The following is a 14929-nucleotide window of genomic DNA, read 5'->3' on the forward strand; positions in this document are numbered from 1 at the left end:
GGGGGCGAGCCTGAGTCTCTAGTCCTGACCGTCCAGTTTTCGGGGAGCAGACCACGGGGAACTCCGCCTGCATGGGAATGGACGTGCCAGTGCGGATCTTCCTGCGGACCTTGGCCCCCACCGTTAGCGCCTCCTCACGCCAGATGCGCCGAACCCTCTTCCGATTGAGGTGTCGTCCTTCCTGAAGCAGCAGGGCGTGAATGAACCGGTAGCCCCGCCGTGGATGGAGCAGGGCCAGCTCACGGATGCGTTGCCGGAGTTCGTCGTCCTGGCGCGGTTTGGTCTGGTAATGCCAGGTGGATTTGGGCAGGCCCACCAGGAAACAAGCCCGTTCGGGCTTGACCCGTGCCGTGACGAGTTGCCTTGCCACGGCACGTTTCTCAGTGGGCGTTACCGCTTTTTCTGAATCACGTCCCTCATCGCATCGATCTCGAGGCGCTGCTGGCCGACGATCCGCAGGAGACGGGCATTTTCCTTCTCCAGACGACGAAGCCTGCGGGCTTCGTCGACATTGGTGTCGCCGTATTTCTTCTTCCAGGCGTAGTAGGACGCGGTGCTGCATCCCAGGTCGCGGCAGAGCTCTTCGACGGGCTTCTCGCCCTTTTTGGCGTCCTGGAGCAGCTTGACGATCTGGGCTTCGGAAAACTGACGGGTTTTCATAGGTGTGGCCTCGCTTTCCAGCCTAGGGCTGGGGGCGAGCCTGAGTCTCTAGTCCTGACCGTCCAGTTTTCGGGGAGCAGACCACCAGCGGCACCGAACTCAGCACGCTCACGCCGGGGCCGACCAGGTCTACCTGCGAACCGAAGTTGGAAAAGTCCGCCTTGGCCTCGGCGCTGTCGATGGCCCCCACGCCGACTACGTTGGTGTAGGCGGCGGGGTAGGACACGGCGGCTCCGTCATTGCCCGTCGCCGCGATAATCAGGGCACCCTTGTTATAGACGCTGGTGTAGGCCCGCTGCTCGGTCTGGCTGGCGCGGCCCCCGCCCAGGGACAGGCTGATGACGACCTTGCTTTCCGTCCCGCCCTGGCTCTTGAGTTGTGAGGCGCACCAGTTCACCCCGTTGATGATGCCGCTCGACGAGCCGGAGCCGTCGTCCCCCAGCACGCGGGCCATGTAGAGGTTGACCCCCGGTGCCACGCCGCCCACGCCGTTGGCGTCCATCCCGCTTTGCTGCCCGCTCGCCCCGGTGCCCGCCCCGTACTGGGCAAAGATGGTCCCGGCGACGTGGGTGCCGTGCCCGCTCACGTCATTGAGGGCGTAGGGGTCATTGCGGTTGGCCTCGCCCGTGAAGTTCTTAAAGCCCCTGAGCTTGCGCCCGAACTCCGGGTGGTTGCCGTCAATCCCGGTGTCCCCGATGCACACCGCCACCCCCGCCCCGGTGTGGCCCGCCGCCCGCAGGTCCGCGACCCGCAGGGCATTGTCCCCCCAGGTGTACTCGCCGCTGGGGGTATAGAGGGGCGTGGCCTGCGCCGAGAGGCCCTGGGCGCTCAGGCCGCCGCCCCCCGCTCCGGCGTCCGTGCCCCCGCTGCGCCGCCCCTGCGCGACGCGCCTCAGGTCGGGTTCCACGTACTCCACCAGGGGGTTGGCTTCCAGCTTCCGCAGCGCTTCGGGGCTGAGGCGCACCGCCGCCGCGCTGATGTCGGCCCACTGGCTCGTCAGCACGCCCCCCGCCGCCGCAATCGCCTGCGCCTGAAGCTGCGCTTGCGCCGCGAGGTCCTGGGCCGAGAGGCTCTGGGCACCCAGCCCGCCCTCCCGGAAGCCCACCAGGTACGCGCCGGGAATGGCTTCGTCGGCAGCGGGGGCGGGCGCCCCAGCCACGGGGGCCGGGACCTGGGCCTGCTGCCCACAGGCGGCGAGCGTCAGGGCGAGGGTGGCGGCGAGCAGGGTGCGGGTGTGCGTCATGGAAACCTCAGCGGGGACGGGAGAAGGGAGCGACCCACCCACCGCCACGCGGCGGGGCTTGGTGGGGATGAATGTCCCGAAAGTTGAAGTGTGTGAAGAAGAGCAGAGTCCCGTGTGTCCCCGGTCGCCTCCCTGTCTAGATGGCTCTGGAGAGAGTCAAAAAACACGCCCGTTTGAATGTCCAGGGCGCATCACGCTCCGGTAGGTGGGTGCAAGTTCGCCCCGCAGGCCCGCCCCGCCGTCTATCCTGTTGCGCCCGCCCCCTCGCACCGCCTACAACGGAGGAGGGCGGGCCGCCCAAAGACGCCCCGCCCCCACCGCTGACCGCTCCCTTACCAGCGCTCGGTCACGCTCTTGAGTTGCAAGAAGTTGGCCAGATAGTCCGGGCCACCCGCCTTGGAGTCGGTGCCGCTCATGAAGTAGCCGCCAAAGGGCTGCACCCCCACGATGGCCCCGGTAATCTTGCGGTTGAAGTAGAGGTTCCCGGCTTCAAACTCGTGCCGCGCTTGCTCCAGTCGCTCGCGCTTGGTGCTGCACACGCCGCCCGTCAGCCCGTACTCGGTCGAGTTGGCGATGTCCAGGGCGTGATTCCAGTCTCGCGCCCGCAGCACGCTGACGACTGGCCCAAAAATCTCCTCCTGCGCGAGGCGGGCTTTGGGGTCCACGTCGCCCACCACGGTGGGCTGGATGTAATAGCCCTTCTTGCCGTTCGCTTCGCCCAGGGGTTGGCCGCCGAGCAGCACTCGGCCTTCCTGCGGGGCCAGCTCCAGGTAGCCACTGATTTTGTCGAAGCTCATCTGGTTGACCACGGCGGTGACGGGGGCGTTCTCCTCGGCGGTGCCCACTCGCAGGGCCTTCGCGCGTTCCACAAAGGCGTTGACCACCCGGTCGTAGACCTCGTCGACCACAATCAGACGGCTCATGGCCGAGCACTTTTGGCCGTTGAAGCCGAAGGCCCCCTGGAGGGCAGCGGTGACGGCGACATCGAGGTCGGCGGTTTCGTCCACAATCATCGCGTCCTTGCCGCCGAGTTCGAGGATGACCTTTTTAATCCACTTCTGGCCGGGCACCGTCTTCGCGGCGACCTCATTGATGTGTAGACCGACCGCCCGCGACCCGGTAAAGGTGATGAAGCGCGTCTTGGGGTGGGTCGTGAGGAACTCGCCGACCTCCTTGCCCACCCCCGGCAGGAACTGAAGCACCCCGGCGGGCAGCCCCGCTTCGAGCATGATGTCGACCATGAAGCCTGCGATGAGGCCCGCGTCCTCAGCGGGCTTGGCGACCACGCAGTTCCCGGCCACGATGGGCGCGGCGGCCATTCCGATAAAGATGGCGCAGGGGAAGTTCCAGGGGCTGATGGAGACGCCCACCCCGATGGGCTGGTACAGCAGCCCGTTTTCTTCGCCCTCAAACCAGGTCGTCTCGGCGGCCCCGAAGCCCGCGTACTTCATCGCGCTGCGGGCGTAGTACTCCAGAAAGTCGATGGCCTCGGCGACCTCTACGTCGGCTTCGGCGTAGTTCTTGCCGACCTCCAGGGTCATCAGGGCGCAGGCTTCGAGGCGGCGGCGCTTGAGGATGGCGGCGGCCCTCAGCAGAATCCGGGCGCGGGCGTCCATGTCCCAGCGCTTCCAGCTCTCCCAGGCTTGCCAGGCCCCTTGCAGGGCACGCTGCGCGTCTTCGATGGTGGCTTTCGCGGTCGTGCCCACGACCTCTGCGGTGTCGCAAGGGTTGAGGGAGGTCAGCCGCTCGGCGGTGTCCACCCGCTCGCCATTGATAACGAGGGGGGAGTGCTTGCCGACGAGTTCGGCGCGGACTTTCTTCAGCGCCTGCTCGTAGGCCTGAATGTTCTCCGGCTGGGTGAAGTCGGTAAAGGGCTGCGGGCGGTAATCCTGAACTTTAATCATGGGGTCCTCCGGGGGAGTGGGGGGGCAGCAGTTCAAAGAGGGAATCCTGCGGGCGGTCGAGCCGCCGGGCGTGGGGGTCAGGGTCGGGGAGGCCACCCGGAAAGAGGCGGCGGGCCAGACCTGCGAGAAAGGCGCGGGGGTGCCGGGGCGGTTCGGGCAGGCGGCCCAGCAGGAACCAGCCCAGGTCGCGGTCATCGAACTCGTGCAGGGCGGAGGCCCAGGTGCGGGCGAGCGCCGCCTCCTGCGCTTCGCCCAGGGCGTCGAGGTGCGGCAGCAGCAGCGCCGCGAGCGTGTCCAGCCCCACCTCGCTGTCCGGGTCGAGGTAGGTCAGCGGGTGCCCCGCCTGGCCGGGCCGCCAGCTCAGCATCCCCAGAAACTGGCCCAGGTAAAAGCCGTTGATATGGCCGGGGTCGGGATAGAGCACGCCCGCTGCCCTCTTAGCCCTTGAGCATCCCGCGCAGCACGAAGAGGGCGTTGCGCGGCGTCTCCGCGATGCGGCGCGAAAAATAGGGGTACCAGTCGCGCCCGTAGGGGATGTAGGCCCGCACCCGGTAGCCCTCGCGGGCGAGCGCCTGTTGCAGGTCGCGGCGGATGCCGTAGAGCATCTGGAACTCGAAGGCATCTTTGCTGATGCCGTGTGCGAGGGCGTACATCTTCACGTCCTCGATGATGGATTCGTCGTGGGTGGCGACGTTGACGTAGTTCCCGGCCTTCAGGTGCGCGTACACGAGGCGGCGGTAACTCGCGTCCACATCAGCCTTGTGGGGCATGGCGACGCTGGGGGGTTCGAGGTACGCGCCCTTCACGATGCGCAGGTTGGGCCGCAGGTCGTCGAGGCTGTCGCGGTCGGCCTCCGAGCGGTAGAGGTAGCTCTGGAGCACCGTGCCGACATGCTCGCGCCCAAACTCGCCCACGAGCACCCGAAACTGCGCGAGGGTCTGGTCGACGCGGGTGTGGTCTTCCATGTCCAGGCACACGAAGCCGCCGTACGCCTTGGCCCGCCCCACGATGCGCCGCGCGTTCACGAGACCGAGGTCTTCGCCGCCTGCGGTCTGCCCCTGGCCCACGCTGGAGAGCTTCACGCTGACGTAGGGGGTCAGGCCCGCCGCGTGCGCCTCGTCCAGGAGGTGAAGGACCTTCTCGGCAAAGTCGTTGGCGGCAGCGGGCGTCGCGACGAACTCGCCCAGCAGGTCGAGGTTGCCGAGAATCCCGTCTCTGGCCAGGTCCTGCACGGCGCGGATGGCCGAGGCGGTGTCCTCGCCCGCCACGAAGCGCTGGGCCATGCCCCACCCACGCGAGCGCACGAGGTCTTCGACGAACTTCTGTCCTGAGACGGTCAGGACGGCCTTGCGGTAGAGCTGGTCAAGCATGAGAGGCTCCGAGGTCTTGGAGAACGAGGGGGGCAAAGGTGCGGACATGCTGCCGAGCGGCTTCGCGGGCTGCCGCCGCGTCGCGGGCGAGGACCGCCGCGAGAATCGCCGCGTGCCCCGCCGCCGTGTCCGGGTGGGCGTTGTAGGTGCGGGTCTGGTGCTTGATGAGGGCCACCCGCTGCTCCAGGCTGCGGGCCAGCTCCGCGAGGGGAAGGTTGTGCGCCGCCGCCGTCACCGCCGCGTGAAAGGCGAGGTCCAGCCGGGTCTGGGTCCGGTAGTCCTCCGCCCCCGCCGCGCCGAGCCGGGCGAGTGCCTCCCGCAGGTGCCGGGCGTCCTCGGCGGTGTGGTTGGCCGCCGCCAGCGCCGCCGCCAGCCCGTCGAGTTCCTCGCGCACCACGTAGGTGGCGCGGGCTTCCTCGGCGCTGAGCTGGCGCACCCGCACCCCCCTATTCGCCTCGGCGACGAGCAGTCCTTCTTGCGTCAGGCGCATCACCGCCTCGCGCACCGGGGTCCGGCTCACGCCCAGCCGCCCGCACAGCTCGGCCTCGGCCAGGCGCTCGCCGGGCAACAGCTCGCCGTCCAGCACCGCGCGGCGCAGGTGGTCATACACCCCGTCCCGCACCAGGGAAGGGCGCTCGAAAGAGGAAGGCACTTGGATATTGTATCCAATCGGCGGGCACCCTGGGTGGGTGAGGGGAGGGGTGGCCCAGCGGGTGGGCTGGGGTCATCCGGATTCCGGTGCAGCAGGTTTTCTTGTTCAGGCCGAGCGGCGCGAGAGACGAAAGTCAGAAGCCCCGGTCGCTGGCCTCGTGCTTGTGGCGGTCGGTGAGCCGCCCCAGGATGCCCAGGGTAAAAAGAAACAGCAGGGTCGCCCCAGTCGCCAGCACGTACAGGTGCAGGCCGCAGGCCACGCCCACCCCGGCAGTCGCCAGCATCCCGGCAGCGGTCGTGAGTCCCTTGGCCTGCCCGCTGCTACGGTCCGAGAAGATGGCCCCCGCTCCCAGAAAACTCACCCCGCTGACGACCGCTCCCAGCACCCCCACCAGGTCAAAGCGCACCAGCTCGGAGTCATCCGCGAAACGCACGATGAGCGTGTCGGCGAGCACCACGAAGAGGGCCGCGCTGACCCCGATGAGGATGTAAGTTCGCAGCCCCGCACCCCGGCCCAGCCGCTCGCGCTCCCAGCCGATGAGGCCACTCAGAACAAATGCGACCAGCAGCCCCTGCATCAGCCGCACCTCCTCCCAGAGCGCTTCCATCCCCGCAGAGTACAGGGTGTACAGGGCGCTGGGGACGCGAAGTTGACCAGGCTCTGGCCGGTTGGCTCCCGGCTTGCGCTGCTGCTCTGGAGGTCACTCCCACCCCCCGGAACTCGCAGCGCCGCAAAAAGTACCCATGGGCGGCGGAGAACCTCCGTCTCAGGCCGCGCTCAGTCCGCGTAGCTCGGCTCGATGGGAAAGATGCGGTCCGCAAGTTGCGCCAAGCCACGTGTTCCGGCCCGGCGCTGGCAAGCTGCTGTGTCCAAGCACAGGGTCACGTAGCGGGTGCGCCGCGCGGCCACCGTGACCCGGTAAAAGGCCGCCTCCTGGCGCGAGCGGGTGAAGTGGCACAGGTCGCAGTGCAGGGCCTTGTTGCCCTTGGGGTCAAGGGGGCTAAACTCGGCGAGTTGACCCCCCTGCACGAGCGCGAGCCGCCCGTCAGCCACCGGGTAAAGGCCCAGGGTGGGGGGGGAATCCTGCTCCTGGGCCTCTCCGAACAGTTCGCGGTACGACTCCGGAAACAGTTCCCGCAACACGTCGCGGGCGCTGTGGTTCTTGGGGGGCGTGTCGCTCATGGGGCCGAGTGTACGGGAGGGGGCCGGGGGCGGAAGGTGGGACGCGGCACCCAGGGGAAGCGGCCAGTGACCAGCGACCAGCAGCCAGCAGGAGGGCAGCCAGAGCGCGAGCCTCGTGCTGTCTAGAGTGTCTGGTCGCTGGCGGCTGGCTCCTGGCTGCTTCCCCCAACCGTGCCCCCCGTCCCTCCCGCCCCCTTTGCGCCGCTCTAGACTCCTGGCTGTGAGAATGCGCAGCGCCAACCGCAGCGGGGTCGTGATTCGGCGGCGGGTCACGCCTGCCGGGGACATCATCGTGACGCTGCTGACCCCCCAGGGCAAGGTCAAGGCCATCGCGCGGGGGGGCGTGCGGGGGGCGCTGAGGAGCCGCCTGAACCTCTTTCATCACGTGGGCGTGCAGCTTTACCAAACCCCGCAGGCCGACCTCGCCACCGTGCAGCAGGCGGTGTTGGAAGGGGCGCTGCCCCGCTTGGCCGAGCCGGAGCGCTACGCCTTCGCGCACCTGATGGCCGAACTCGCCGACGCCCTGTTTCAGGAGGGCGAGTTCTCGGAGCAGGCGTTTGACCTCTTTGCCGGGGCGCTGCGCGGCATCTCGCACCAGCCCGACCCCGAATGGGTGGCGCTGGTCATGAGCCATAAGCTGCTGGGGCTGGCGGGCTTCGTCCTCCAGACCGCCCGCTGCGCCCGCTGCGGCGCTCCTGACCCCGCACACCCCGACCCCCTGGGGGGCCAACTGCTGTGCGGCGGCTGCGCCAGCCTGCCCGCCTATCCCCCCGCCAGCCTGGACTTCCTGCAAAACGCCGTGCGCCGCCCCGTGCGGGCCAGCATGGAGCACCCCGTCCCGGAAGACGAGCGGCCCGCGCTGTGGCGGGCGTTGGAGCGCTTTGTGACCGTGCAGGTGGGCGGAGTGCACAGCTGGCGGCAACTCGTGCCGTCGCGGGCGGTCGCTCAGACCGAGCGGGGCTAAGCGCTCAGCGCAAACGGTGGTTCTCGATAAAGTCGAGCACCGCCTGCCGCGTCCCCCCCAGAAAGGTCAGGGGCCGGGCGAGCGCCCCCACCACGGTGATGTGGTTGAGGCGCGGCAGGACCGTGCGGGTCACCGGGACCCCGGCCCGCCGCAGGGCGGCTTCCATGTTCAGGGCGTTTTGCGGGTGAACGGTGGTGTCATTTTCCGCAACGAGCAGCAGGTGCGGGGGCGCATCCGGGCGGACGTGGCGGTCGGGCATGACCTCGTCGGGGGTGCTGCCCTCCGGAAAGGCGACCCGGCTTTGGAAGGAGCGGAAGTCGTAGGAGTACGGCCCCGCGATGCCCACCACCCCGCGCACCGCGCTGGTGGGCACGCCCGCTTCCCGCAGCCAGCGCTCGTTGACGACCGTCTCGACCGCGTTAAAGGCCCCCGCCGAGTGCCCGGTCACAAAGAGGTTGTCGGGGTTGCCGCCGAACTTGCCCGCGTGGTCGCGCATCCACCTCAGGGCGGCGGCGGCGTCCTGGATGTAGGCCGGGTAGCGGTGTTGCGGCGCGAGGCGGTAGTTCATCACGCCCGTCACGTACCCTGCCCGCGCGAGGCTCTCGCCGACAAACTCGTACCCCGCCTTGTCGCCTTCTTGCCACGAACCGCCGTGGATAAAGAGGACCACCGGGGCATTCTGCACGCCGGGCGGCGCGTACACGTCGAGCACGTTGCGGGGGTCGGGGCCGTACCGCTCGTCGCGGGTAACCTCCAGGCCACGGGTGCTCACCAGGGCATTGAGGAGGCCCTGGGCACCGTCTCCGGTGCTGCGGACCGCGCAGGCACTCAGGCCGAGGCCCAGGGCGAGGAGGCCCAGACCGGGCCACAGGCGGCGGGGCGAAAACAGACGGACAAGCATAGGGAGGAGGCTAGCGGGCCTGGGACAGCGGGGCTGGCGCAGGGGGCACAGTCGGGCTTGAGCGGACCTTGAGCCGGGCCGCAGGAACCCCCACACTCCCGCGCCCCCGACCCGCGCTAGCCTGCGGCCTATGACCGGGGGGGGAACGGACGTGCTCGTTGTGGGGGGCGGCCCGGCGGGGGTGGCGCTGGGGGCCGAGTGCGCCGCCCGTGGCCTGCGCGTGCGCCTGGTGGCCCCCCACCCGCCCCGCCCCTTTCCGGCGACCTACGGGGCGTGGCTGGACGAGGTGCCCGCGCCCGCCCGCCCCGCCCTCGCCCAGGTCTGGAGCGACGTGCGCGTCTACACTGGGGCCGGAGCCACGCCCCTGGTGCGGCCCTACGCCCTTTTCGACAATGCCCGGCTGCTGGAGGGCTTGCTCACGCGGGCGGGGGGGAGCTTGTGCTGGACGCGGGGCCGGGTCACCGGGGCAGAGCGGGTGGGGGAGGGCTGGGCGGTGCGCGGGGCGGGCGGCGAGACGTGGCGGGCAGCGGTTGTCGTGGACGCGGGGGGGCACGGCGGAGGTCTGGCGGCCCCGGTTCGTCCGGGGGGTGCGGCCCTCCAGACGGCTTACGGGCTGGTCGCCCGCTTTGAGCGTCCCCCTGGCCCACCCGGCGGCATGGTGTGGATGGATTACCGCGCCGGGCACCTCCCCTCCGCCGAGGTCCGCGCCGCGCCGACCTTTCTCTACACCATGCACCTGGGCGGGGACCGCTATCTCGTCGAGGAAACCAGCCTCATCGCCCGGCCCGGCCTCTCCCGCTCCCTCCTGCGTGAGCGTCTGCGTGCCCGCCTCGCCGCGCAGGGAACACCCCCGCAGGAGGTCGAGCACGTCGAGTGGGTCGCTTTTCCGATGAACGCGGCGGCCCCCCGGCCCGGTCCCTGGCTGGCGTTCGGGTCGGCGGCGGGGCTGGTGCATCCGGTGAGCGGGTTTCAGGTGGCTGGAGCGCTCGCGGACGCGCCCGTAGTGGCGGGGGCGGTCGCAGACACGCTCGCCACGTGCGGTCCCGCTGCCGCCGCCCGCGCCGGGTGGGAAGCCCTGTGGCCCCCCCAGCGCCGCGCCGCCCGTGAGGTCGCCCTGCTGGGGGTAGACGCGCTGCTAGGGCTGCCGGGGGACGCCCTGCCGGACTTCTTCTCCGCCTTTTTTCGCCTGCCCGCCGCGCAGTGGCACAGCTTTCTCGCCCCGCGCACGGAGGCGGGGGCACTGGCCCGCACCATGCTGCGGCTCTTCGCTCACGTGCCGAACCGGGTGCGCTTCCCTCTTGCCCGCGCCGCGCTGGGGCAGCCGGGGGCAAGTGGCCGGGCGCTCCTCTCGGCGCTGGATTAAGACTTGCCGCCACCTCCCCCACATCCGCCCCTGCCCCCGCTCGGCCCACCCTGGGACATGACCGATAACCGCACCCGCAACGGCAGCGACCCCACCCAAGACCAGGGCCACACCTACGCGACCAACCAAACCGAACTCGTCGAGGAAGGCATGCAGGGCGCGACCGGCAACATGGACGCCAACGGTCTCTCGCAGGGAGCCGGACAGGACAAGCTCGAAGAGCTGCGCGAGAACCTCGCGGACATGACGGACGGGAGCGAAGACCAGTAAGGCCGTCCCACATGGGCCGCCGCTCCGGGTGGGGCGGCGGCCTTCCCCCGTCCCCGTGCTCCGGACGCGTCTCATGGGGGTTGCCTATACTGCCCCTATGTCCCTCCTCGACATGATCGGCCCGGTGATGGTGGGGCCGAGCAGCAGCCATACGGCGGGGGCCTGCCGCCTGGGGCTGGTTGCCCATCACCTGCTGGGCGAGGCCCCGCGCCGGGCCACCATCGGGCTGCACGCCAGCTTTGCCAAGACGGGCCGGGGCCACGGCACCCACCTCGCGCTGGTCGCGGGGCTGCTGGGCTACGCCCCCGACGACCCCCGGTTGCCCCGCGCCTTCCAGGAAGCGCAGGCTGCCGGGCTGACCGTCGAGTTTCGTGACGTGGACCTCGGCGACGTGCACCCCAACACCGCCCACATCGAGGTGGAGAGAGAGACGCAGCGGGTGACCGTGCAGGGCAGTTCGACGGGGGGCGGCGTCATCCTGGTGACCCACGTGCAGGGCCTGGGCGTGCACTTCAGCGGGGCGGCCCCCACCCTGCTGATGCGCTACACCGACGCGGTGGGCATGATTGCCCGCATCGCGGCCACGATTGCCGCCGATGGGGTCAACATCGCTGCTCTCACCTGCACCCGCGCGGCGCGGGGCGGGCAGGCCCTCGTTGCCATCGAACTCGACGCCCCCCTCAGCCCCGAAGCGCTGGCGTTCTTGCGCCGCTGGCCCGACGCCGATTGGGTGCGGCTGCTGCCCAAGTTGATGGACGGCTGAGAGCGGCTCTCGCCGCTGTCGAGGCGTCGAGAGGTCCAGAAGTCAAGAACTTGCCCCTCGACCGCTCGACCCCCGACCCCTCGACCCCTCCGGAGGAGGCTCCCCCCATGACCACCCTGCACGACCTGATGAACGCCCCCGCCCCCGCCTCCGCGTGGGTGCTGGCGCGCGACTGCGCCGAAACGGGCCTCGACCCCGCCGAGGTTCGCGCCGAGATGCGCCGCCGCATCGGAGAGATGCGGGCTTCTATCGAGCGGGGGCTGGCCTCGGACGCCAAGAGCATCACCGGGATGGTGGGCTGGAACGCCAAAGGCTTGTGGGACGCCCCGGACGCGCTGAACGCCCCTCTGCTGAGGCGGGTGCAGGCCTACGCGATGGCCGTCAATGAGGAAAACGCCCGCATGGGCCGCATTGTCGCCGCGCCTACGGCGGGCAGCGCGGGCACCATTCCGGGGGCTTTGCTCGGCGTGGCGGACCACCTTGGCCTTCCCGACGAGCGGCTTGTTGACCCCATGATTCTCGCTGCCGGGGTGGGCCAGGCCATCAGCGGGCGGATGTACATTTCCGGCGCGGCGGGGGGCTGTCAGGCCGAGATTGGCTCCAGCGCCGCGATGGCCGCCGCCGCCATCGTGGAGCTGCTGGGGGGCACCCCCCGCGCCGCCGTCCACGCCGCCTCCCTCGCCCTGATGAACACCATCGGGCTGGTGTGCGACCCGGTGGGGGGCTACGTGGAGGTGCCCTGCGTGAGCCGCAACGCGTTCTTCGCGGTGCACGCGGTCAGCGCGGCGCAGCTCGCCCTGGCGCAGCTCGAATCCTTTATCCCGCCCGACGAGGTGGTCGGCGCGATGGCCTCGGTGGGCCGCCTGATGCCCCCCGAACTCCGCGAAACGGCGGAAGGGGGCCTCGCCCAAACGCCCACCGGACGGGCCGTGGCCGCCCGCATGGAGGGCCGCGAGGAAGAGGGCGGCATGACCGAGCTGCCGGTGGTGTGAGGCCAGGGAACTACCCCTCCAGCACGCCCCGGTAGATTTCCTCCAGCCGCAGCGTGCGCCCCAGGCAGGGCACGCTGGCCTCGCCCCCCCCCCGGTGCTCGCGCATCTGCCAGCCGCCCGGCGTGCGCTGGTATTCCACCACGTAGCGCTCTTCCTGGGACACAATCAGGTAAGTCTGGAGGCTGGGAATGTCGGTGTAGGCGGCGTACTTGTGGCGGCGGTCGTTGTGGGCGGTGCTGCCGGAGAGGACTTCGGCGAGGAAACAGGGCGCTACTTCGTAGTAGCGGTCAGGGACATCCCCGCCGCAGACCAGCATGACATCCGGGTAGAAGTAGCTCGCGTCGCCCGGAACGTACAGCTTCATGTCCGACTGGTAGAGGCGGCAGCCCAAGCGGTCGGCGTCAGGCAGCAGCGCCGCCGCAATCCGGAGACTGATGCGCACATGTTCCCCGCTCGCCCCCGCCTGGGCGTGCAGCGGGTATACGAAGCCGCCCACATACTCGCGCTTGAGGGGACTCTCGCGCTCGGTGCGGAGGTACTCAGCCTCGCTCATGGCCTTTGGGACGGCGTCCGTCATGGGGTCATTTTACGTTGGTCCGGGTTGAGAAGCGCTGCCATCCCCGCGCCCACCAGCGCCAGCCACGGCCCCAGTTCGGTTGGCGACTCCAGCGCAGGCGGCGGGCGGCGCGGCGGGTGTTGGCGGCCCAGGTGGGGTCGGGGGAGGCGTCGGCTTCGTAGTGCATGGCCTGGTGCCAGGCGTAGAGGGTCATGTGGCCTGACGCTTGCGGCGCGGGGGCCGGAGGTCGGACAGCCTGTGGGCGAGTCCAGCCCCATTCCAAGCGATGACCATCAGCACGGCTATTCGGAAGCTGTCGTCGGAGAAGCCTGGTGTCATCGGCGCCTGGGTCGGCCAGAGGGCTTGCAGCGTCAGCACGGTCATCCACGCGGCGGGCAGGAAGGCGGCTGTGCCCAGCGCCACTGCCCAGTCGCGAACACCGCACCGGCCCAGCACCAGCGACAGCGCTCCGACTGCCAGCATGGTCGCCGTCCACAGGTGGGGCCAGGCCTGCGCCTGCGGCCAGAGCAGGAGTCCGGTGACCTGACCGCAGCCCAGTGCCGCAAAGACAGCCGCGCTCACGCCCACGGCACGCGGCCATCCCAGGAGCCAGGCCGCCCGCCTCGTCTCCCGCGCCCACCCCTGATCCTCCACACTCGCCGCCTCGTGCTCCATGGCCTTTTGCCACTCGTCCGGTCTCATGCCAGCCCCTCCTTCAGCGGCCCCGCCGCCCGCCTCTCCCCGTTCTCCCGCGCCAGCCGCAGCCCCTCTGCCGTCAGCGTATAGATATGGCGCGGCGGTTTGCCGGGGTGCGGCGAGGTTGCCCAGTCCGCCGCCAGATACCCCTGCGCGTGCAGCCGCTGGAGGATGGGGTAGAGGGTGCCACTCTTCAAGCCCGTCGCCCGGCTGAGGTCGTAGCCGTAGCTGGGCGCGGGGTGCGCCGTCAGCAGCGTCTGGAGAACGGCGCGGGTGTGCGGACTGACGTTCGGGGATCGGGGCATAGCCTATCTTCGACTTATGTAGAGTTTGAAGTCAAGGGAGACATCCCCCCTGTCCTTACGCCACGACCGTCAGCCCCAGCGCCGCCCGCAGCTCCCCGTGCCCCGCCAGCACGCGTGCGGCTCCGGTCTCCCGCAGCGCCGCCCCACTGTCGGGGTGGACATGCCCGCCCGCGAGAAGGCCCCACACGGTCGCCCCAACGCTCACCCCCGCCCGCACGCCCGTCACGCTGTCCTCCACGACGAGGCAGCGGGCGGGGGAGACCCTCAACCGCTCGGCGGCGTGGGCGTAGAGGTCGGGTAGCGGCTTGCCCCTTCCCCCTACATGGGCGGGGTCGTAGGCGTGCTCGCCCACCAGCAGCGCGAGGCCCGCCGCCTCCAGCTTGAGGTGCAGCCGCGAGCGCAGACTGTTGCTCGCCACTGCAAAGGGCAACCCGGCGTGCCGCAGCGCCCGCAGCGTGTCGGCAGCGCCCTCGATGGCGGGGGTCGCGTGAAAGGCCCCGGCCAACCGCGCGCCCAGTTCGGGGAGAAAGCCCTCTGGCCGCTCCCAGCCGTACTCGGCCCGCAGCCAGTCCAGGAGGGCCGCGTGGCTGCTCCCCACCGCCCGGCGCAGGAACCCGGCGCGGTCCAGCGTCAGCCCATGCTCGGCGAGCAACTCTACCCACACCCCGCTCGCCAGTTCCTCGCTGTCGACGAGCACCCCGTCGAGGTCGAAGAGGACCGCCTCAAAGGGCTGGAACGTCACGGCACGTCGCTTTCTGGTGCTCCGTCCCACCCGGCCAGGACATGAATGTGGGTATGAAAGACCATCTGCCCGGCCCCGGCCCCGCAGTTCACGGCGAGCCGGAAGTCAGCGGCGTGCTGCCGGGCCACCCGCACGGCGGTGAGCCACAGCTCGCCCATCTCGGCGGGGTCGGTGAGTTCGTCGAGGCGGGCCGTGACCCGTTTCGGAATCACCAGCAGGTGAATGGGGGCTTTGGGCGCGATGTCGCGGATGGCGATGAAGCGCTCGTCCTCGTACACGATGTCCGAAGGCAGCTCGCGGGCGATGATGCGCTCAAAGAGGGTGGGGGCCGGTGCATTGTCCATGCCTTTACTCTAGGCAGTTTGG

Annotated in this window: 21 protein-coding genes; 5 read left to right on the top strand and 16 right to left on the bottom strand. The window is 70.0% G+C overall.

From position 1 onward, the window contains the following. The 9 genes from H565_RS16450 to H565_RS0110370 form a co-directional block, all read right to left on the bottom strand. Positions 1-370: IS3 family transposase (locus H565_RS16450; protein ID WP_169726675.1), on the bottom strand; the 370-nt coding region annotated here is incomplete at its 3' end. A 20-nt stretch (positions 371-390) separates the two neighbouring features. Further along, entirely contained in the window at positions 391-660 is a 270-nt protein-coding gene (locus H565_RS0110335) for a transposase (RefSeq protein WP_027460961.1), read from the bottom strand. A gap of 22 nt (positions 661-682) precedes the next feature. Continuing rightward, a complete protein-coding gene (locus H565_RS15110; protein WP_342663801.1) occupies positions 683-1903 on the bottom strand; it encodes a S8 family serine peptidase in 1221 nt (406 codons plus the stop codon). A 332-nt stretch (positions 1904-2235) separates the two neighbouring features. Then, positions 2236-3807 carry an L-glutamate gamma-semialdehyde dehydrogenase gene (gene pruA / locus H565_RS0110345; protein WP_027460962.1) on the bottom strand — a complete coding sequence of 524 codons (1572 nt, stop codon included), beginning with the start codon at positions 3805-3807 and terminating at the stop codon, positions 2236-2238. Continuing rightward, positions 3800-4231 (bottom strand): hypothetical protein, encoded by a 432-nt coding sequence (locus H565_RS0110350; protein WP_027460963.1) that lies wholly within the window; start codon positions 4229-4231, stop codon positions 3800-3802. The genes pruA and H565_RS0110350 overlap by 8 nt, the downstream gene beginning before the upstream one ends. Before the next feature lie 13 nt (positions 4232-4244). Next, complete coding sequence (locus H565_RS0110355; protein ID WP_027460964.1) at positions 4245-5177, bottom strand: proline dehydrogenase family protein; 933 nt, start codon at positions 5175-5177, stop codon at positions 4245-4247. Continuing rightward, on the bottom strand, positions 5170-5829 hold the full coding sequence (locus H565_RS0110360) for a GntR family transcriptional regulator (RefSeq protein WP_027460965.1): 660 nt from the start codon (positions 5827-5829) through the stop codon (positions 5170-5172). Before H565_RS0110360 ends, H565_RS0110355 begins: the two co-directional genes overlap by 8 nt. A 133-nt stretch (positions 5830-5962) precedes the next feature. Continuing rightward, positions 5963-6436, bottom strand: a complete 474-nt coding sequence (locus H565_RS0110365) for an MgtC/SapB family protein (RefSeq protein WP_027460966.1) — start codon at positions 6434-6436, stop codon at positions 5963-5965. A 170-nt stretch (positions 6437-6606) separates the two neighbouring features. Continuing rightward, positions 6607-7011: a hypothetical protein gene (locus H565_RS0110370; protein ID WP_027460967.1), complete on the bottom strand. Its 405-nt coding sequence runs from the start codon at positions 7009-7011 to the stop codon at positions 6607-6609. A 220-nt stretch (positions 7012-7231) separates the two neighbouring features. Between H565_RS0110370 and recO the strand changes: the two genes are divergently transcribed. After that, positions 7232-7975: a DNA repair protein RecO gene (recO, locus tag H565_RS0110375; RefSeq protein WP_027460968.1), complete on the top strand. Its 744-nt coding sequence runs from the start codon at positions 7232-7234 to the stop codon at positions 7973-7975. A gap of 4 nt (positions 7976-7979) precedes the next feature. Here recO and H565_RS0110380 read toward each other — a convergent pair whose 3' ends face one another. After that, positions 7980-8876 (bottom strand): alpha/beta hydrolase, encoded by an 897-nt coding sequence (locus H565_RS0110380; protein ID WP_034409263.1) that lies wholly within the window; start codon positions 8874-8876, stop codon positions 7980-7982. Between the two features lie 130 nt (positions 8877-9006). Here H565_RS0110380 and H565_RS0110385 point away from each other — a divergent pair, with 130 nt between their 5' ends. The 4 genes from H565_RS0110385 (at position 9007) to sdaAA (ending at position 12264) form a co-directional block, all read left to right on the top strand. Next, complete coding sequence (locus H565_RS0110385; RefSeq protein ID WP_027460970.1) at positions 9007-10239, top strand: lycopene cyclase family protein; 1233 nt, start codon at positions 9007-9009, stop codon at positions 10237-10239. A 57-nt stretch (positions 10240-10296) separates the two neighbouring features. After that, complete coding sequence (locus H565_RS15115) at positions 10297-10509, top strand: hypothetical protein (RefSeq protein WP_034409267.1); 213 nt, start codon at positions 10297-10299, stop codon at positions 10507-10509. A gap of 97 nt (positions 10510-10606) precedes the next feature. Beyond that, a complete protein-coding gene (gene sdaAB / locus H565_RS0110395; RefSeq protein WP_027460971.1) occupies positions 10607-11272 on the top strand; it encodes an L-serine ammonia-lyase, iron-sulfur-dependent subunit beta in 666 nt (221 codons plus the stop codon). Positions 11273-11379: 107 nt separating this feature from the next. Next, positions 11380-12264, top strand: coding sequence for an L-serine ammonia-lyase, iron-sulfur-dependent, subunit alpha (gene sdaAA / locus H565_RS0110400; RefSeq protein ID WP_027460972.1), 885 nt, complete (start codon positions 11380-11382; stop codon positions 12262-12264). 10 nt (positions 12265-12274) lie between these two features. Here the strand turns inward: sdaAA and H565_RS0110405 are convergent, their stop codons facing one another. From H565_RS0110405 to H565_RS0110430, 6 genes are read right to left on the bottom strand one after another with little or no spacing between them, the layout of a single operon-like run. Further along, positions 12275-12841, bottom strand: coding sequence for a Uma2 family endonuclease (locus H565_RS0110405; RefSeq protein WP_027460973.1), 567 nt, complete (start codon positions 12839-12841; stop codon positions 12275-12277). A gap of 4 nt (positions 12842-12845) precedes the next feature. Continuing rightward, positions 12846-13034 carry a hypothetical protein gene (locus tag H565_RS0110410; protein WP_027460974.1) on the bottom strand — a complete coding sequence of 63 codons (189 nt, stop codon included), beginning with the start codon at positions 13032-13034 and terminating at the stop codon, positions 12846-12848. Then, a complete protein-coding gene (locus tag H565_RS0110415) occupies positions 13031-13522 on the bottom strand; it encodes a hypothetical protein (RefSeq protein ID WP_027460975.1) in 492 nt (163 codons plus the stop codon). Before H565_RS0110415 ends, H565_RS0110410 begins: the two co-directional genes overlap by 4 nt. Further along, positions 13519-13821 (bottom strand): PadR family transcriptional regulator, encoded by a 303-nt coding sequence (locus H565_RS0110420; RefSeq protein ID WP_027460976.1) that lies wholly within the window; start codon positions 13819-13821, stop codon positions 13519-13521. The genes H565_RS0110415 and H565_RS0110420 overlap by 4 nt, the downstream gene beginning before the upstream one ends. Before the next feature lie 55 nt (positions 13822-13876). Beyond that, entirely contained in the window at positions 13877-14563 is a 687-nt protein-coding gene (locus H565_RS0110425) for an HAD family hydrolase (protein WP_027460977.1), read from the bottom strand. Next, entirely contained in the window at positions 14560-14907 is a 348-nt protein-coding gene (locus H565_RS0110430; RefSeq protein ID WP_027460978.1) for a histidine triad nucleotide-binding protein, read from the bottom strand. The genes H565_RS0110425 and H565_RS0110430 overlap by 4 nt, the downstream gene beginning before the upstream one ends. Positions 14908-14929 lie beyond the last annotated feature (22 nt).

The organism is Deinococcus murrayi DSM 11303 (genome assembly GCF_000482805.1).
GTDB classification, from domain to species: domain Bacteria; phylum Deinococcota; class Deinococci; order Deinococcales; family Deinococcaceae; genus Deinococcus; species Deinococcus murrayi.